The sequence below is a fragment of the Pseudarthrobacter sp. CC12 genome (genome assembly GCF_039907755.1).
GTDB lineage: Bacteria > Actinomycetota > Actinomycetes > Actinomycetales > Micrococcaceae > Arthrobacter > Arthrobacter niigatensis.
Map to the genome: position 1 here is coordinate 1 of NZ_JARDJH010000037.1, position 16,697 is coordinate 16,697.

The 16,697-nt window shown below is 67.2% G+C and carries 18 protein-coding genes; 12 read left to right on the forward strand and 6 right to left on the reverse strand.

Going from position 1 to position 16,697, the window contains the following annotated elements; genetic code table 11:
- Positions 1–140: 140 nt before the first annotated feature.
- Both PV772_RS19220 and PV772_RS19225 read left to right on the forward strand, forming a co-directional pair.
- Positions 141–806, forward strand: coding sequence for a GntR family transcriptional regulator (locus PV772_RS19220; RefSeq protein WP_307362371.1), 666 nt, complete (start codon positions 141–143; stop codon positions 804–806).
- The gene (locus tag PV772_RS19225; RefSeq protein WP_347887218.1) at positions 803–1,975 is read left to right on the forward strand and encodes an MFS transporter; all 1,173 of its coding nucleotides are present in this window, start codon (positions 803–805) and stop codon (positions 1,973–1,975) included. The genes PV772_RS19220 and PV772_RS19225 overlap by 4 nt, the downstream gene beginning before the upstream one ends.
- 148 nt (positions 1,976–2,123) lie before the next feature.
- Here the strand turns inward: PV772_RS19225 and PV772_RS19230 are convergent, their stop codons facing one another.
- Entirely contained in the window at positions 2,124–2,924 is an 801-nt protein-coding gene (locus PV772_RS19230) for an IclR family transcriptional regulator (protein ID WP_141158741.1), read from the reverse strand.
- Positions 2,925–3,044: 120 nt separating this feature from the next.
- Between PV772_RS19230 and PV772_RS19235 the strand changes: the two genes are divergently transcribed.
- The 8 genes from PV772_RS19235 (at position 3,045) to PV772_RS19270 (ending at position 10,249) form a co-directional block, all read left to right on the forward strand.
- A complete protein-coding gene (locus PV772_RS19235) occupies positions 3,045–3,548 on the forward strand; it encodes a tripartite tricarboxylate transporter TctB family protein (RefSeq protein ID WP_141158740.1) in 504 nt (167 codons plus the stop codon).
- A 2-nt stretch (positions 3,549–3,550) separates the two neighbouring features.
- Positions 3,551–5,053, forward strand: a complete 1,503-nt coding sequence (locus tag PV772_RS19240; protein WP_307362365.1) for a tripartite tricarboxylate transporter permease — start codon at positions 3,551–3,553, stop codon at positions 5,051–5,053.
- A 51-nt stretch (positions 5,054–5,104) separates the two neighbouring features.
- A complete protein-coding gene (locus PV772_RS19245) occupies positions 5,105–6,112 on the forward strand; it encodes a tripartite tricarboxylate transporter substrate binding protein (RefSeq protein ID WP_141158738.1) in 1,008 nt (335 codons plus the stop codon).
- A 25-nt stretch (positions 6,113–6,137) separates the two neighbouring features.
- Complete coding sequence (locus PV772_RS19250; RefSeq protein WP_347887219.1) at positions 6,138–6,764, forward strand: methyltransferase; 627 nt, start codon at positions 6,138–6,140, stop codon at positions 6,762–6,764.
- Between the two features lie 44 nt (positions 6,765–6,808).
- Positions 6,809–7,588 (forward strand): DUF1932 domain-containing protein, encoded by a 780-nt coding sequence (locus tag PV772_RS19255; RefSeq protein ID WP_347887220.1) that lies wholly within the window; start codon positions 6,809–6,811, stop codon positions 7,586–7,588.
- Between the two features lie 79 nt (positions 7,589–7,667).
- Positions 7,668–9,005 carry a TRAP transporter large permease subunit gene (locus PV772_RS19260; RefSeq protein WP_347887221.1) on the forward strand — a complete coding sequence of 446 codons (1,338 nt, stop codon included), beginning with the start codon at positions 7,668–7,670 and terminating at the stop codon, positions 9,003–9,005.
- A 9-nt stretch (positions 9,006–9,014) separates the two neighbouring features.
- A complete protein-coding gene (locus PV772_RS19265) occupies positions 9,015–9,272 on the forward strand; it encodes a hypothetical protein (RefSeq protein ID WP_307362355.1) in 258 nt (85 codons plus the stop codon).
- A complete protein-coding gene (locus PV772_RS19270; RefSeq protein WP_347887222.1) occupies positions 9,269–10,249 on the forward strand; it encodes a cyclase family protein in 981 nt (326 codons plus the stop codon). The genes PV772_RS19265 and PV772_RS19270 overlap by 4 nt, the downstream gene beginning before the upstream one ends.
- A 183-nt stretch (positions 10,250–10,432) precedes the next feature.
- Here the strand turns inward: PV772_RS19270 and PV772_RS19275 are convergent, their stop codons facing one another.
- Positions 10,433–11,005 (reverse strand): MOSC domain-containing protein, encoded by a 573-nt coding sequence (locus PV772_RS19275; RefSeq protein WP_347887254.1) that lies wholly within the window; start codon positions 11,003–11,005, stop codon positions 10,433–10,435.
- A gap of 61 nt (positions 11,006–11,066) precedes the next feature.
- Between PV772_RS19275 and PV772_RS19280 the strand changes: the two genes are divergently transcribed.
- The gene (locus PV772_RS19280; protein WP_347887223.1) at positions 11,067–12,041 is read left to right on the forward strand and encodes an alpha/beta hydrolase; all 975 of its coding nucleotides are present in this window, start codon (positions 11,067–11,069) and stop codon (positions 12,039–12,041) included.
- A gap of 19 nt (positions 12,042–12,060) precedes the next feature.
- Here the strand turns inward: PV772_RS19280 and PV772_RS19285 are convergent, their stop codons facing one another.
- The 3 genes from PV772_RS19285 to PV772_RS19295 form a co-directional block, all read right to left on the reverse strand.
- The gene (locus PV772_RS19285; RefSeq protein WP_347887255.1) at positions 12,061–14,430 is read right to left on the reverse strand and encodes an excinuclease ABC subunit UvrA; all 2,370 of its coding nucleotides are present in this window, start codon (positions 14,428–14,430) and stop codon (positions 12,061–12,063) included.
- Positions 14,431–14,541: 111 nt separating this feature from the next.
- Positions 14,542–14,961: a VOC family protein gene (locus tag PV772_RS19290; protein WP_141158731.1), complete on the reverse strand. Its 420-nt coding sequence runs from the start codon at positions 14,959–14,961 to the stop codon at positions 14,542–14,544.
- Positions 14,958–15,407, reverse strand: a complete 450-nt coding sequence (locus PV772_RS19295; protein WP_141182911.1) for a helix-turn-helix transcriptional regulator — start codon at positions 15,405–15,407, stop codon at positions 14,958–14,960. Before PV772_RS19295 ends, PV772_RS19290 begins: the two co-directional genes overlap by 4 nt.
- Before the next feature lie 221 nt (positions 15,408–15,628).
- Here PV772_RS19295 and PV772_RS19300 point away from each other — a divergent pair, with 221 nt between their 5' ends.
- The gene (locus PV772_RS19300) at positions 15,629–16,018 is read left to right on the forward strand and encodes a hypothetical protein (protein WP_307362345.1); all 390 of its coding nucleotides are present in this window, start codon (positions 15,629–15,631) and stop codon (positions 16,016–16,018) included.
- Positions 16,019–16,025: 7 nt separating this feature from the next.
- Here PV772_RS19300 and PV772_RS19305 read toward each other — a convergent pair whose 3' ends face one another.
- Positions 16,026–16,661, reverse strand: coding sequence for a PAS and ANTAR domain-containing protein (locus tag PV772_RS19305; protein ID WP_307362342.1), 636 nt, complete (start codon positions 16,659–16,661; stop codon positions 16,026–16,028).
- Positions 16,662–16,697: the final 36 nt, after the last annotated feature.

Sequence of the window (16,697 nt, forward strand, 5' to 3'; positions counted from 1 at the left end):
CAAGCCCCACTCCACCCGGAGGTCTTCTTCATGTCACCAAACCACGCCGGGCGTCACTAACGTCTGTGGTCAATACAGCTAGCCGGGGAGATCATGTGTATAGATGTATACAAGTATGATGGCTGCTGGAGGTCTAAACGATGCCAGAGTCACCCACCCGGAACACAGGGGCCCATCTTGTCTACGCCGAGCTGAAACGCCGCATCCTGAGCCTTGAGCTGAAACCCGGGGAACGCATCTACGAACCGGCGATGGCGTCGGCGCTGCAGGTGAGCCGAACGCCGCTGCGCGAGGCCATCCGGCGCCTCATCTCCGAGGGCCTCCTGGAGCAGCAGCCCACCGGCGGGGTGCTGGTGCCGGCGCTGGACGAAGGCGCCATCTCGGAACTGTACGAGGTCCGCGCGGCAATGGAATCACTGATGGCACGCAACGCCTGCCTGAAAGCAACGCCGGGCGACGTCGAAGACCTCAAGGGCATCCTGGAACGCAACGCAGCCATGGTGACGTTCGCCGACGACGCCATGCGGCAGGGCATGGCGCTGCACGCCAAAATCGCCGCGATCGCCGGCAACTCCTGGGCCCGCCGCTTCCACGGCCAGATCTCGAGCCACATGGAACGGTACCGGCACTTCACCAACAGCACGCAGGAGCGCCGGGACCAGGCCCTCGCCCAGCACCGGATCCTGGTGGATGCAGTGGCCAGTGGCGATCCGGAGAAGGCCGCCGCCATCGCGTTCGAGCACGTGATGGGCGCCCGGGACGCTGCGGTGCGGGCCATCTCCGGCGCCACCGGCGCCGGCGCATGATCGGCGAACTGGGGCGGCGCACGTCCACCGCCCTGCTGGTCCATTCGGCGCTGATCCAGGCCGTCACCTTCCTGGTCCGCCCGGCAGCCACCTACCGTGCGCTTGAGCTCGATGTCCCCGGGTTCGCCCTGGGACTGCTGGCCGCCAGCTACGCCGTCTTTCCGCTGCTGCTCGCCGTGCCCACGGGCGGCCTGGTGGACCGACTGGGTGAGCGCCGGCTCATGGCGACCGGGTCCGCCGTCGTCCTTTCCTGCTCTGTCTTCCTGCTGCTCTGGGGATCCTCGATCGTGGCGCTGGTTATCGGAACAGCGCTGCTGGGCGCCGGGCAGCTGGCATGTATCGTGGGGCAGCAGGCGGTGGTGGCCAATAATGCGGCCTCGACCCGCATGGACTCCGCGTTCGGATACCTGACGTTCGCCGCATCCCTGGGGCAGGCCCTGGGGCCGCTGGCGATTTCCCTGGTGGGCGGCGCTTCCATCCGGCCGGACACCCGGGCGATCTTCCTCCTTTCGGTCGCCATGGGCGTGGTGCTGTTCGCCACCACCTTTGTTGTCCCGGCCCACGTCAGTGCCGGGAGGAAGAAGGCCAGCGGCCCTGTACCCGGCGGCAATGCGGTGTCCCTCCTGAAAGCTCCCGGCGTGGCCCGTGCCCTCGCCACCAGCGCCACCGTCCTGGCCGTGGTGGACCTGACCATGGTCTACCTGCCGGCCCTCGGCGACGATCGCGGACTCACCGCTGCAACGGTGGGTGCGATGCTGACCGTCCGCGCCGTCTTCTCCATGGTGTCGCGGCTCCTGCTGGGCACGGTGTCCCGGAGGATTGGCCGGATGCGGCTGCTGGTGGTGAGCCTGGCCTTGTCCACCGCGGCGCTGGCAGCCGCAGCCGTTCCCATGCCGGCGTGGCTGCTCTTTGGTGTGATGGCCGTGCTGGGGCTGGGCCTGGGCATCGGCCAGCCGCTGACCATGTCGTGGCTTTCGGCGCAGGCGCCGACTGGGCAGCGGGGGCGGGCACTGGCCCTGCGGCTCGCCGGCAACCGGGTGGGGCAGGTGGTCCTGCCCAGTGCCATCGGCGTCGTTGCCGCCGGGCTGGGCGCGGGCGGCGTGTTCCTGGCGTCGGCCGTCGTGGTGGGCGGGACGCTCCTGCTGCTCCGCGGGGTGCAGCTGGATTAGCGGTCCTCGCGTCACGCCGGGCAGGCTTTCAGGCAGCGCACGACGGCGGGTCCCCGGGTTTCCGGGGCTCTCCCGCCCCGTGTGGGCCGAAAGCGTGCCGTGCGTGACGCCGTCGTCCGCCTTGTTGTTGGGGTAGGCGGTCAGGGGCTCAGTAAACGGAGCCCTCGAGCAGCTCGGAGAGCCGGCTGGCGGCACGGCGCAGTTCCGGAACGTTGGCTTTGATTTTCTCCTCTGTCGTCGCTTCCGCAGGGCAGTTCAACGCCATTGATTCGTTGGCGCGGCCGGCTCTGTTCGTCAATGCCACCCCTACGGAGAGCACGCCAAGCACGCGCTCATTCGCTGAATAGGCGTAGTCACAGCCGGGCTCGGGCAGCCGCGACTTCAGTTCCTCTATCGTGAATCCCTGCTCCTCGTGACCGGAGGCAATTGCGGCCGCTACCACCTGTTTGAGCTCAGCGTCGGTGGCACCCGCGATCAGGATCTTTCCCGCCGCGCCGCGCGTCAGCGGGAGGCGCTTACCCAGCGGCAGGTCATACTGCATGGGCGCTTCACCTTGGACCCTTGCCACCAGAATCCGCTCAAACCCGAGCCGGGTGTGCAGGGAAACAGACATTCCCGTCTGGGTCGCGAGTTGCTGCAGAACCGGGCGGCCCGCGACCGCCAGGGGATCGTTCTCCAGAAAGCTCTTTGCCGCCGGGAGTACGGCCGGGCCGATCCGGTAGGACTTGTCCTTCTGGCTCACCATGCCGAAATCCTGCAGCACCCGCAGGATCCGCAGCGTGGTGGGCAGGCTCATGCCGCAGTTCCGGGCCAGGTCACTGAGCCGCTGCGGCCGCTCGGCCCGCTGCAACTCGGCAAAGACCTCCATGGCCCTCGAAAGGGAGCGCATGTTCGAGGACTTGGGGCCCTCTTCTGCCGTGCCGGCCGTGGTGGAAGTCGTCGTCGCCATTCTTTCATTCTATGTAAGTTCTTTGCGCTTGACAGTCCCTGTGTCTCCTGTCACTATTTCTCAGTACGCAATATAGTTTCATTCTGTGAAACACAATGACGCGCAGTGAAAAGGAAACTCATGACAACGGAGTCAGTCACGACGAAAGCAGGGAGCACCATTCGGGTTGCCCCCGGTGTGCTGGCGGGGATCGGCGCCTTCGCCGCCGTCGGCATCTATGTCCTGGTCAGCTCGGTGAGCCTTGGCCTGTGGACGTCCCTCGGGCCGGGTGCCGGCCTGTTCCCCTTTGCGATGGGGGCTCTCCTGGTGGCGATGTCGGCAGTCTGGCTCCTCCAGGAACTCCGCCGGCCCAGCGCCAAGGGCGAGGGCGTGGATAAGGGGGTGGTCATCTCCGTCGTGGCCAGCCTGGTCATCCTGGCAGCGGTCATGGACCTGTTGGGCTTCCAGCTGAGCATGTTCGCGTTCCTGCTCTACCACCTGAAAATCCGCGGACGCCGGGCATGGGTGCCCTCACTGATCATCGCCCTGGCGGGGAGCGTCGGCGCCTTTTACGCCTTCAACTACGGCCTCAACGTGGCCCTTCCCGTCTCGGCATTTACTCCGCTGAACCTGATCGGACTCTAGGCATGGAAACCCTCAATGAACTGCTTGGCGGCTTTGCCACCGCCATGACCTGGCAGAACCTGCTGTTTGCCTTCCTCGGCTGCCTGCTCGGCACCATCATCGGCGTCCTGCCCGGCGTCGGACCCGTCGCGGGCGTGGCCCTGCTGATTCCGCTGACGCTCAACCTGGACCCCGCAGGGTCCATCATCATGCTGTGTGCCATCTTCTACGGCACCCAGTACGGCGGCACCATCACCAGCGTCCTGCTGAACACCCCCGGCGAAGCCTCCTCGGCCATCACCACCATCGACGGCTATGCCATGACAAAAATGGGGAGGGCCGGAGCGGCACTGACGCTGGCCGCCGTCGGTTCCTTCATTGGCGGCACCATTGCGACCGTCGGCCTGGTGGCCGCCGCCAAGCCGCTTGGTGAGATGGGCCTGCTGGTGGGGCCGCCCGAATTCTTCGCGCTCATGGTGGTGGGCATCTCGCTGCTGGTCGCCCTGGCCGGAAAGTCCATGGTCAAGGCACTGATCTCCGGCGCCCTGGGCCTGCTGATCTCCATGGTGGGCATCGATCCCGTGGCCGGAGCACCGCGCTTCACCTTCGGGATCGACAACCTGATGGACGGGGTCAGCTTCGTTGCCGTCATCGTCGGCGTCTTCGGGCTCTCCGAAATCCTCTCCTTCCGCCGGAACGAGCCCACCCCGGTGGTGCATGCCCCCGGTTTCCGGCAGCTGTTCCCGTCACGGACGGAATGGCGCCGCAGTGCACCCGCCATGGCCCGCGGCACCGGCGTCGGCTTCGGCCTGGGCCTCATTCCCGGCATGACCGGGTCCGTGTCCTCGCTCCTTTCCTACGCCACGGAGAAAAGGTTCTCCCGGTTCCGCCACGAGCTCGGCAAGGGGGCCGTCGAAGGCGTCGCCGGTCCGGAGACCGCCAACAACGCCCACGCCAATGCTGCCCTCATCCCGCTGTTCACCCTTGGCATTCCCGCCTCGCCCACCATCGCCGTGCTGATGGGCGCATTCCTGCAGCAGGGCCTCACCCCCGGACCCAGCCTGTTCACGGAGCACTCGGAGATCGCCTGGGCCATCATCGCCAGCCTCTTCATCGGCAACGTCCTCCTCCTGCTGCTGAACGTCCCGCTCGTGGGGCTCTGGACGTCCATCCTCCGCGTGCCCACCCCGATCCTGACGGCAGTCATCCTCGTGTTCATGGTCATCGGGGCCTACACCATCAACTTCAGCGTCTTTGATGTCTACGTCATGATCGGCTTCGGCCTCCTTGGCCTGGCACTGCGGAACCTCGACGTCCCCCTGGCTCCGATGGTGCTCACCCTGGTGCTCGGGCCGCTGATGGAACGCTCCCTGCGCGAATCGCTGGAAATCTCCCAGGGCGACTTCACCGTCTTCACCAGCCGTCCCATCTCCGCCGTCCTGATCGGCATCGGCCTGCTCATCATCTGCAGTCCGCTGCTCAAACTCCGCAAGCCGAAGGCCCTCATGGAGGACCCGGAGGCCTGACTCCCAACCCCGTAACCCCCTACACCCGCACCCCTTCAAAGGAGAAGAACCATGTCACGCAAGAAGATCTTCGCAGCAGTCGCAGCCGCGTCCCTGCTCGCCCTCACCGGCTGCGGCGCCAACGCCGGAGCCAGCAATTCCGGTGCGGCCGCCGGCGACTTCCCCAAGAAAGGCAAGTCCATCGACCTGATCGTGGCCTTCTCGTCGGGCGGCGCCGTGGACACCGCCGCCCGGCTCATCCAGCCGGTCCTCGAAAAGGAACTCGGCACCAACGTCGAGGTCATCAACAAGCCCGGTGCCGGCGGCCAGATCGGCTATACAGCCCTGACCGGTGCCAAGCCGGACGGCTACACCATCGGTGCCACCGGATCACCCTCGGTGGTGGTCTCACCCCTGGACCCGGCCCGCGGCGCGAAGTACACCAGGGACAGTTTCCAGCCGCTGGGCCGGCAGGTGATCGACCCCACCGTCATCGCCGTCCAGCCGGACAGCCCGTACCAGACCCTGAAAGAGCTGCTGGACGCGGTCAAGGCCAAACCGAAGTCACTCACCGCCAGCACCACCGGCATCCAGACCGGCGAACACTTCGCCCTGGCCCAGATCCAGGAAAGCACCGGCTCGGAGTTCGCGCCGGTCCACTTCTCCGAGGGCGCCTCGCAGGCCACCACCGCGTTCCTGGGCAAGCATGTTGACGTCCTGGTGGCCAACGTCAGCGACGTAAACGACCTCAGCAAGCAGGGCAAGGCACGCGTGCTGGGCGTCATGTCCGGGGACCGCGCCCCCTCACTGCCGGAGATCCCCACGTTCAAGGAGTCCGGCTACGACCTGACCGCGGGGACTGCCCGCGGATACTCCGCTCCCGCCGGACTCCCGGCTGACGTGGCCAAAAAGCTCGAAGCCGCCATCGAGAAGGCCATCGAAGACCCCGCCGTGGTGCAGAAGATGAAGGACCTGGGCCTGCAGACCAGCTACCTCAACGGCACCGACTACCAGAAATTCTGGGCAGGCCAGGAGGACGACTTCAAGAAGGTCCTTCCCCTGGTCCAGAAAAAAGACTGATCCACACCCCCTAAGGAACCCCACCATGACAACTCCAGCCATCGACACCAGCGCCGACTTTGCCCGCCCCGACCAGGGCATCGTGGACCGGCTCGCCAAGCTGCCCGCCGCCAACATCGGCGACGCCATGGACCGGCTCGGCGTGGCGGACTCCGCCATCCAGGCCGTCTGGCCCGGTGCGAAGCTTGCCGGACCGGCGTTCACCGTGTGGACCCGTCCCGGCGACAACAAGGGCATCCACGCCGCCCTGCAGCTGGCCCGTCCAGGTGACGTCATTGTGGTCGCCGGCGGTGCCGATCAATCCCGCGCCCTCCTTGGCGAACTGATCGGGGAGCGCGCCATCAACCTCGGCGTAGCGGGCTTCGCGCTGGACGGAGCAGCGCGCGACGCCGAGGCGCTGGGCGAGATCGGCATGCCCGTCTTCGCCCGGGCTACTTCGCCCGCCGGTCCCTACAAGGACGGCCCCTTCAGGCTGGGAACCGCCGTCGCCTTCGGCGGCGTCCCCGTCCTGCCCGGCGATGTCATCGTCGGTGACTCCGACGGCGTGGTGGTCATCCCCCGGGACCAGGCCGCCGCCGTCGCCGAAGCCGCCGAAGCAGTGTTCGCGGACGAGACCGGCCGACGCCAGGCAATCGTCGCCGCCCGCAACTGAACCGCCCCGCCACCAGAACGTCATCAGAAGGAACAGAGCAAACCATGACAGCGTGCACCGTCATTGGCCTCGGCGAAGCCGGAGCCACCTACGCCGCAGCGCTCGCAGCTGCGGGCCACCAGGTCACCGGGTTCGACCCCGTGGCCCCCACCACGCCGGAGGGCGTCACCCGGAGGGCCACCGCGGCCGAAGCATGTACCGGGGCTGAGATCGTCCTGGTGATGACCGGAGCCGCCGCCGCTCGCAGCGTGGCACAGGAATGCCTGCCGGTCCTTGGCGACGGCAGCGTCTACGCCGACTTCACATCATCCTCCCCTGGCGTCATGCAGGAACTCGGACAGCTGCCCGGCAAAGCCCACTTTGCCGACGTCGCCATCCTTGGACCCGTCTCCGCGCTGGGGGAAAAGACCCCGCTCATGGTGAGCGGTCCAGGCGCCCAGGCCGTTGCGGGCCTGTTGCGACCCCTCGGCGTGCAGGTGGAAATCGCTGACGGCGAGCCAGGTGCAGCGATGGCCCACAAACTGCTTCGCAGCGTGCTCATGAAGGGCATGGCGTCCGTCGTGGTCGAAGCGGTCACGGCCGGCCAGGCGGCCGGCCTGGAGGATTGGATCCGCGGCCAGATCGCGACCCAGCTGGCGGGGGATGGCCAGGCTGTCATTGACAGGTTCCTCACCGGAACCGCCAAACACGCCGTCCGCCGCTCCAAGGAGATGCAGGACACCGCCAGCTATCTTTCGGACCTCGGCGTCCCGGCCGAGATGACCACCGCCTCCGCCGCCGCCCTCGCCCGGATGGCGCAGGCCACGGAACCGGCCTTGCGCTGACCGCACAGCAGGGCACAATCAGGAACGGGAAAAACGTGATTTCAACATCAACCGGCATTCCGCCGACAGGAGCAGCAGCATGATTGGCATCTGGGCACTGGGCGCCTACCTTGCCGTCATCCTGCTCTGGACGACAGCAATCAAGCGCAGCGTGGGGGAGGCCATGATCCTGGGCTTCCTGGTGGTCCTGCCGTTTACCGGGGCCGCCGCGGCACAGGTGGGTTGGTCGGCACTCTCTTCGGCAGCGACCGACGAGATCGTCTACGCCACCATGGCCTTCGTCTTCATGGGCTACCTGCTGGACAAGGGCGGCGTCCTGGACCGGCTGATCGACCTGCTGAACTCGCTCATCGGCGGGGTCAAGGGCGGTCCGGCCTGGGTCTCCACCGTGGCCTCGGCAGGCCTGGGCGGAGTGGTCCACAACCAGGCCGCCATCGCCGCAACGGTAGGCTCCGTGACCATCCCCTGGATGGAAAAATCTAAGCTCGACAAGCCGGCTGCCGCAACCCTCGTGGCCGGGAACGCCGGGATGGGCATCACCTTCCCGTTCAGCGCCTCCATGTTCGTCCTGGTCGGCTCGGCCACGGTGGGGCCCCTGCTGAACATCAACGCCCTCGTCCTTCCCCTGCTGTTCGGCGGCCTGTGGTGTTTCCTCCACCGGCTCATCGTCACCTGGATGCTCATCAGGAAAAGCGGGATGGCACCTCTCGACGCCGCCCACCGCCTGTCCGTCCGGGCCGCGTTCGGCCAGGGCTGGGCCACGCTCCTGCTGTTCGTCGTCGTCGCCATCCCGCTGGCCATCACCTCCGGGTTCCTCACCTCGGCCCTCTCCGACTGGACCGGCGGCGATGTCAGCAAGTCTGTCAGCGTGATCGTCTGGATCCCGGTGGTGCTCCTCATCACTGGTGCGCTGCTGGGCAGGAAGCAGCTGCCCCGCACCGGCCGGGACTGGGGAACCTTGCTGCAGGGCTCGGCCCCGCGGTTCGGCATCGTCGGCGTCACGGTGCTCTTCGCTTTCGCCGGCGCCAACGCGCTCGCCGCCACCGGCCTGCCCAAGCAAATGACCGCCCTGCTGAACGGGCTGAACCTTCCCCTCTGGCTGCTCGCCATCCTGATCGGGCTGATCGTCATCGCGGTCGCGGCCCCGCTTTCCGCCACCGCCACGATGGCCGCCGTGGGAACGGTGGGCGTTGCCGCCCTCGTGGCTGCCGGGGTGCCCGCCACCACTGCCGCCGTCGCCGTCCTTATTTTCTCCTCCTGCGAGGCCGCGGTCCCGCCCGGTGGTGCACCGCTCTATGTGGCCTGCGGCATCGCGGACGTCAATCCAATCAAGACCTTCGCCCGCCTGCTCACGCACTATGCGCTGCCCCTGCTGGTCATCGGCGTGCTGATCATCCTCGGCATCCTGCCCATCTAAGGAACCACCATGAACACACCCCGAAGGTTCATCCAAACCGTCTTCACCCTCACCCTTGGTGTCCTCCTCGTAGGCGGCGTCCTGTTCGTTGCCGGGCAGGCCGCGGGCCTCGTGGCCGGGCAGAACGCCTGGCTCGAGTTCTTCAACACCTACGTCAAACCGCCCGTGTGCATTGCCGCATCGGTGTGCGCCGTGGCCGGGTTCCTGCTCAGCTACCAGCGCCCCCGGAAACACGCCACGCAACAGCAGGAAGCCACCACGCGATGACCGTACCCGGAACATTTCCCACCTTCGCGGAGCTCCTGGCGAGGGAGGGCAACCTGGCGGGTACATCGTGGGGGCTGTTCCCGGAACCGGGCAGGGGCACGCCGTCCTTCATCACGCCGGCTGCCCTCCTTGAGGCCAGGAACAGCATCCGGTCCGGGACCGTGTTCGGGCTGGACTATCCCGCAGATGCCTTTGACCCGGGGATGTCGCTCAAACGCAGCGCGCCCCGGCACACCATCTACTCCTCCCACCCTGCCCACCGGGATGACTACCTGGACGGGTATTACCTCCAGGGGTCGACGCAGATTGACGGGCTCCGGCACCGCCGTGCCGATGATGTTGGCTTCTACGACGGCGTCCCGGACCACCGGATCACCGAGGGCACGCCGGACCTTGGCATCCAGGAATGGGCTGAACACCCCATCGCCGGGCGGGGAGTCCTGGTGGACCTCGACGGCTTCCGGAACAGCGTGGGGGAGCCCATCGACCATGCAGGCGGGGAACCCCTGGGCCTGGACCTGCTCCAGGCGGCCATGGAGTCCCAGTCCCTGACCACCCGCCCCGGCGACATCCTCCTGCTCCACACCGGGTGGTGCGAATGGTTCCTCGCGCTGGACCCGGAAGAGAAACAGCGCCTCCGTGAGAGCCGGAAGGCAACAGGCGTGGCGCAGTCGCAGGAGTTCGTCGCCTGGGCCTGGGACAGCCGGTTTGCCGTCATCGCCGCCGACACCTTCGCCGTCGAATGCCTCCCCGCCGTCCCGGACAGCCCCTACCGGGAGTCCGCCTTCAACGACCACGGCATGATGCACCAGCAGCTCCTGGCCAAGCTCGGCATGCCCCTCGGGGAGCTGTGGCGGCTCGGCCCCCTGGCCCGGCACATGCGGTGCACGGGCACGTGGGATGCATTCATCAGCATCAAGCCGCTGAACATCACCGGCGGCACCGGCTCCCCGGCCAACGCCACCGCCGTCATGTGAGCTGAGGCTGCACCCGCGTCACGCGGGGCACGCTTTCAGACAGCACACGACGGCGGTACCCCGGGTTTCCGGGGCTTCCCCACCTATGGTGGGGCGAAAGCGTGCCGTGCGTGACGCCGTCGTCCGTCCTACGTCCTGCCGGGGCGCCCCACCAGGGCGGGGGCTCCCTGTGCCCCGCGAGGGCTACGGCAGCCGCGACGGCCGCAGGACGCTCGCCTCGCCCGCCCGGGCAGTGTCCAGCGGCACCGGGCTGACCAGCACGGCAGGACCCCGGTGCAGGAAGCCGCCGGACACCGCGCGGCAGCGGATGCCGCCCCTGCCGCGCATGGCCGGATGCGCGCCGGGGGCGAGCATCTCGTTCATCCACGCGCAGGGCTGGGCGTGCCGGCCGCCGTGCAGGGTCACCGAGGAGCCGCCGGATTCCAGTACGAAGTCCTGCCCCAGCAGTGGGGCGAGCTGGGCTCCGCGCAGCACCACATTCCTGCGGGTCAGCAGGGGATCGAACGGCGCCGCGCCCAGCGCGGCGGCGATGGCTTCGAGGGATTCGACGGCGAACAGGGTCACCGCAGCATCCATGTGTGCGGCCTTGCCGAAAAAGCGGTCGCCCACGATGCCCTTGCCGGCCACCACCTCAGCCTGCAAAGCATCAGAAGTAGGAACGTCGGCGGCGCCGTCACGGGCACGGCCAAAATACGCGTGCGCAGGGGAGACCAGCAGGTGCAGGATCTCGACGTCGTACCGGAACATTTCGGGCATACGGCCAGCGTAGGCCAGGCCGGCATTGAAATCCTGCCGCCGGATGGAAGGATCAGGAACCATGGAGACCCCACCTGCCGGCCAGGCCAGCGCGCTGCCCAGGAAACGGACTGCCCTTTTCTGGGCATCCGTGGCATGTGCTGCCGGCTTGATCGGTGTGGCGCTGTGGATGCTGGCCGGGAATCCAGCTGTGCCGGTCGGCCACCCGCTGCTGCCGGGCATCCTGCTGTGCGCGGTTGCCGCCGGTGCCGCCTGGGCAGTCCTGACCTGGCGACGCCGCGATGTCCCGCGGCCACGGTCCCGTGTCCGCGCCATCGGGGCGTGGGCCGGCAGGCTGGCCGTCCTGGCGCTCGCCGCCGGGCTCGCCTGGCTCACCCCCTTCGCCTACCAGCCGGGACCGACCGCGGAGGCCGGGCCGGCGTCGGACCTCACCGTCACCGAAACCAGCACCGCCATCACCATGTCGCCCAACGGAGCCAGGACCACCCGGGGGCTGGTCTTCTACCCGGGCGCGCGGGTGGACGCCAGGGCCTACCAGGACATCCTGGGCCCCGTGGTGGCCGCCGGGTACCGCGTGGTCATCCTGAAGGAGCCGCTCGGGCTCAGCCTCCTGGACGGCAACCAGGCCCGCAGCGCCATCCAGGACAACCCGGACATCACCAGATGGGCGGTGGGCGGCCACTCCCTGGGCGGGGTGGCGGCCTCATCGTTCGCCCTCCACAACACAGATATCTCGGGGCTGGTCCTGTACGCCTCCTATCCCGTGGAATCACTGCGGGGACGGACCGGACTGGCAGTCCTTTCCGTCTCCGGGACCAAGGATGGCCTCAGCACGCCGCAGAAGATCCAGGCCTCCAGGGAACTCCTGCCGGAGGATACTGAGTTCATCGCCGTACAGGGCGGAGTGCACGCTTTCTTCGGTGACTACGGCGCGCAACCGGGCGACGGCGAGCCCGGCATCGGCCGCGGCGCCGCACAACAGCAGATTGGCACCGCCACCGTCAGCTTCCTGGGTCAGCTGCCGGGCGGACGCTAAAGCAGGGTTTCCAGCGGCTTCACGCCCCCACGTACGCCGCCAGGTGCTGGCCGGTGAGCGTGGCCCGCCCGGCCACCAGGTCAGCCGGGGTGCCCTCGAAGACAATCCTGCCGCCGTCGTGCCCTGCTCCCGGGCCGATGTCGATGATCCAGTCGCCGTGCGCCATCACAGCCTGGTGGTGCTCGATGACGATAACGGACTTTCCGGAGTCGACCAGCCGGTCCAGCAGCCCCAGCAGCTGTTCAACGTCCGCCAGGTGCAGCCCCACCGTGGGCTCATCCAGGATGTAGACGTCCCCGGACTCCGCCATCTGGGTGGCCAGCTTGAGCCGCTGGCGCTCGCCGCCGGACAGGGTGGTCAGCGGCTGGCCCAGTGAAATGTAGCCCAGGCCCACGTCCGCCAGGCGTTCCAGGACCTTGTGCGCGGCGGGTGTCTTAGCCTCGCCCTCGGCAAAATACGCCAGCGCCGCCTCCACGGACATGTCCAGGACGTCCGCAATGTTCTGTCCGCCCAGGGTGTATTCGAGGACGGCGGGCTGGAAGCGGCGGCCTTCGCAGTCCTCACAGGTGGATTCCACGGTGGCCATGACGCCGAGCTCGGTGAAGATCACGCCGGCGCCGTTGCAGGTGGGGCAGGCGCCCTCGGAGTTTGAGCTGAAGAGCGCCGGTTTGACGCCGTTGGCCTTGGCGAACGCCTTCCGGATGGGCTCCAGCAGCCCGGTGTAGGTGGCCGGGTTGCTGCGCCGTGAGCCCTTGATGGCCCCTTGGTCGATGACGATCACGCCCTCGCGCTTCGCCAGCGAGCCGTGGATCAGCGAGCTCTTTCCGGAGCCGGCCACGCCTGTCACCACGCAGAGAACGCCGAGCGGCACATCGACGTCGACGTCCTGCAGGTTGTTGGTTGCGGCGCCGCGGACCTCAAGCGCGCCGGCAGCCTTCCGGACGGAGTCCTTCAGGCGGGCACGGTCGTCCAGGTGGCGCCCGGTGATGGTGCCGCTGGAACGCAGCCCGTCCACGTCGCCCTCGTACACGATCTCACCGCCGCCTGTGCCGGCCTTGGGACCGAGGTCGACGACGTGGTCGGCGATGGCGATCATCTCCGGTTTGTGCTCCACCACCAGGACCGTGTTGCCTTTGTCCCGCAGCTGCAGCAGGAGCGTGTTCATCCGCTCGATGTCGTGCGGGTGCAGGCCGATGCTGGGCTCATCGAAAACGTAGGTGACGTCCGTGAGGGAGGAGCCCAGGTGCCGGATCATCTTGGTCCGCTGCGCCTCGCCACCGGAGAGTGTGCCGGCGGGACGGTCCAGGGAGAGGTAGCCCAGACCGATCTCGGCGAAGGAATCCAGCAGGTCCCGCAGCCCGATGAGCAGCGGCCGCACGGAGGGCTCGTCCAGCCCGCGGATCCACTGCGCCAGGTCGCTGATCTGCATGGTGCACAGCTCGGCGATGTTCTTGCCGTTGATCCTGGAGTTGAGCACCTCAGGGGTAAGGCGGGTGCCGCCGCAGTCCGGGCAGGTGGCGAACGTGACGGCGCGCTCAACGAACCGCTTCACGTGCGGCTGCATGGCCTCCACGTCCTTGGAGAGCATGGACTTCTGGATCTTGGGGATGACCCCTTCGAACGTCAGGTTCACGCCTTCCACCTTGATCTTGGTGGGCTCGGCGTACAGCATCGTGTCCAGCTGCTTCGCAGTGAACTTGGCGATCGGTTTGTCCATGGGCAGGCCCATGCCCTCGAACAGGCGGCCGTACCAGCCGTCCATGGAGTAGCCGGGAACGGTGAGCGCGCCTTCGGAAAGGGACTTTGTCTCGTCGTAGAGGGCGGTCCGGTCGATGTCGCTGATGTTGCCCATGCCTTCGCAGCGCGGGCACATGCCGCCCAGGTAGGTCACCTGGCGCACCACGTTCTTTTCCACCCGGCCGCCCTTCTCGGTGCTCATGATGCCGCTGGCCTTGCGGGTGGGCACGTTGAAGGAGAAGGCCGTGGGGGGCCCGACATAGGGCTTCCCCAGGCGGCTGAACAGGATCCGCAGCATGGCGTTGGCGTCGGTGGCCGTGCCCACGGTGGAGCGCGGGTTGGCACCCATCCGCTCCTGGTCCACGATGATGGCAGTGGTCAGGCCTTCCAGCCGGTCCACGTCCGGCCGGGCCAGGCTGGGCATGAACCCCTGGACAAAGGCGCTGTAGGTTTCGTTGATCATCCGCTGTGATTCGGCGGCGATGGTGGCGAACACCAGCGAGCTCTTGCCGGACCCGGAAACACCCGTGAACGCGGTCAACCGGCGCTTGGGCAGTTCCAGGCTCACGTCCTTCAGGTTGTTCTCCCGTGCGCCCTGGACCCGGATCAGGTCGTGGCTGTCGGCAACATGCGCGCCCTGCCTGGTATCCATGTCTGCTTCCGTGCTCAAGGTGTCCCCCTTCGTCCTGGAGCGGCGCCGAAGCGGAGCTGCGCTGGCAGCCCGTTCCGGCGTCGTCCGTTATATACGTGCTTGTTTATATGCCTAAGGCTGCTGGTTGATGCGCACCGTGTTGCCGGCGGGGTCGCGGAAGGCGCAGTCCCGGATGCCGTAGGGCTGGTCAATGGGTTCCTGGACGACGTCCGCGCCGGTTGCCTCCACCTTGGCGAACGCGGCGTCCACGTTGGGGGAGGACAGGACGATGGTGGCGTAGGTGCCTTTGGCCATCATCTCGGTGATGGTGCGGCGCTCGTCCTCGGTGATGCCCGGGTCCACTGCCGGTGGGTGCAGGACGATGGAGACGTCCTTCTGGCCGGCAGGGCCTACGGTGATCCAACGCATGGTGCCGCGGCCCACGTCGTTGCGGATTTCGAAGCCGAGCGCGTCCCGGTAGAAGGCGAGGGAAGCGTCCGGATCGGTGGCGGGAAGGAAGGTGGAAGAGATGTTGATGTCCATGTCAGTCATGCTAGTGACGGCTCAGGGGCCGGCGCTTCTCGATTCCTGACCGGTCTGGTGACCTGTTTCGCCACGCAGGCCGGGATCCCCGCCGTCGATTCCGCTGCCTCCTGTTTGTAGACGCTCGGCGGCATGCCCACCAGTTCGCTGAAGCGGGTGCTGAACGTGCCCAGCGAGGAACAGCCGACGGCGAAGCACACCTCGGTGACGCTGAGGTCGCCTTTGCGGAGCAGCGCCATGGCCCGTTCGATCCGGCGGGTCATGAGGTAGCTGTACGGGGATTCACCGTAGGCCAGCTTGAAGCGGCGGCTGAAGTGGCCTGCCGACATATGGACATCTTTGGCGAGGGATTCGACGTCCAGCGGCTGCGCATATTCGCGGTCCATCCGGTCCTTGACGCGCCTCAGCTCGGTGAGTTCGCGCAGGTAGGGATCGGAGCCGGAACTGTTGGTCACAGCTTGATCGTGCTACGCCGCGCGGGCCTTGTCCAGACGTGGGGAGAATCACGTTTCGCGGGTAAAAGCGGTGTCCGGACGCGGGATATGATTATGCCGCCGGCCAGCATGAGGTCCTCGCCCGAACAGGGCTCGAGTAACCAGGCCCCGGCAAAACCAAACCCGTTCTACCCCTCCTGAACCCTGCCCGAATACTGCTCGGGAACCCTTGAAAGGACGCCATGAATCTGCTGTGGGAACTCGCCGGCTGGGCAGGCGCTGTTGCGATCCTCAGTGCGTACCTCGCCGTATCCATGGGGTGGCTGAAGGCTGGCAAAGGCTTCCAGACCGCCAACCTGTTCGGCTCTGTGGCCTTCATCATCAACGGCACGCTGCACAGCGCGTGGCCGTCCGTGGTCACCAACGTGGCCTGGTTCCTGATCTCCGCGGTGGCGCTGGTCCGGATGCGGTCGGTGGAAACCCCGGCTGAGCCGGTGGAGGCGGCCCATCTCCAGTACCCGGGCGTTCCCGACTCCACCGGCCAAATGGCCGTCGTCGAGGCCTTCAACGATGCGCTCCCCGCGGTCGGTTCGGGACCTGTCCTGTCGGACGGCCCGCGCTTGGCGCTCTAGGCGGCAGTTAAAGCAGGGGTTGGCCCTGGTTCTCCGGATCTCCGGCGCGGACGGTGGCCCGGTCCACGATGTCCTGGGCAACTGCGTAGACCTTGCGGTTCGTATCCTGGCTCAGTTGGTTGATGAGTTCGTAGGCCTGGTCGGCGGTGACTCCGGTGCGGCCCATCAGGACGCCCTTGGCCTGTTCGATGACCGCCCGGTTGAGCGCCGACCTCGCCACCGCCTCGGTGGCGAGCTGGTGCCGGTCCGTGTGGATTGACGTCGTGAGGTCCACCACCACGCCCCAGACGCCGATCGGGGTGTCCCCGTCCATGATGTAGTCGGCGGAGTAGAGCAGCTTGTGCTGGTGGTCCTTTCGGTCCCGGATGGACAGGTAGATGGATGACGGTCCGCCCTGGGTGGACACATGGTCCCAGTAGGCCTGGACCCTTGGCCGGTCTTCGGGCTCGACGTGGGGAAGAACCATCTCCATGGTCGGGACCACCTCGCCCCGTTCGTACCCGTAGATGCGGTACAGCCCGTCCGACCAGCGGAAGACGCCGTCCGCGAAGTAGTACTCAACGAATCCGGTGGGGCAGTTGAGGAAATCGGTGTGCTGGACGTTACCCTGCGCGGAGTCTGTGTGCCTGCTGCTTGGTTTCAATAAAGGGCCGTTCGACGTTCCGTGGCCCGGCTACCC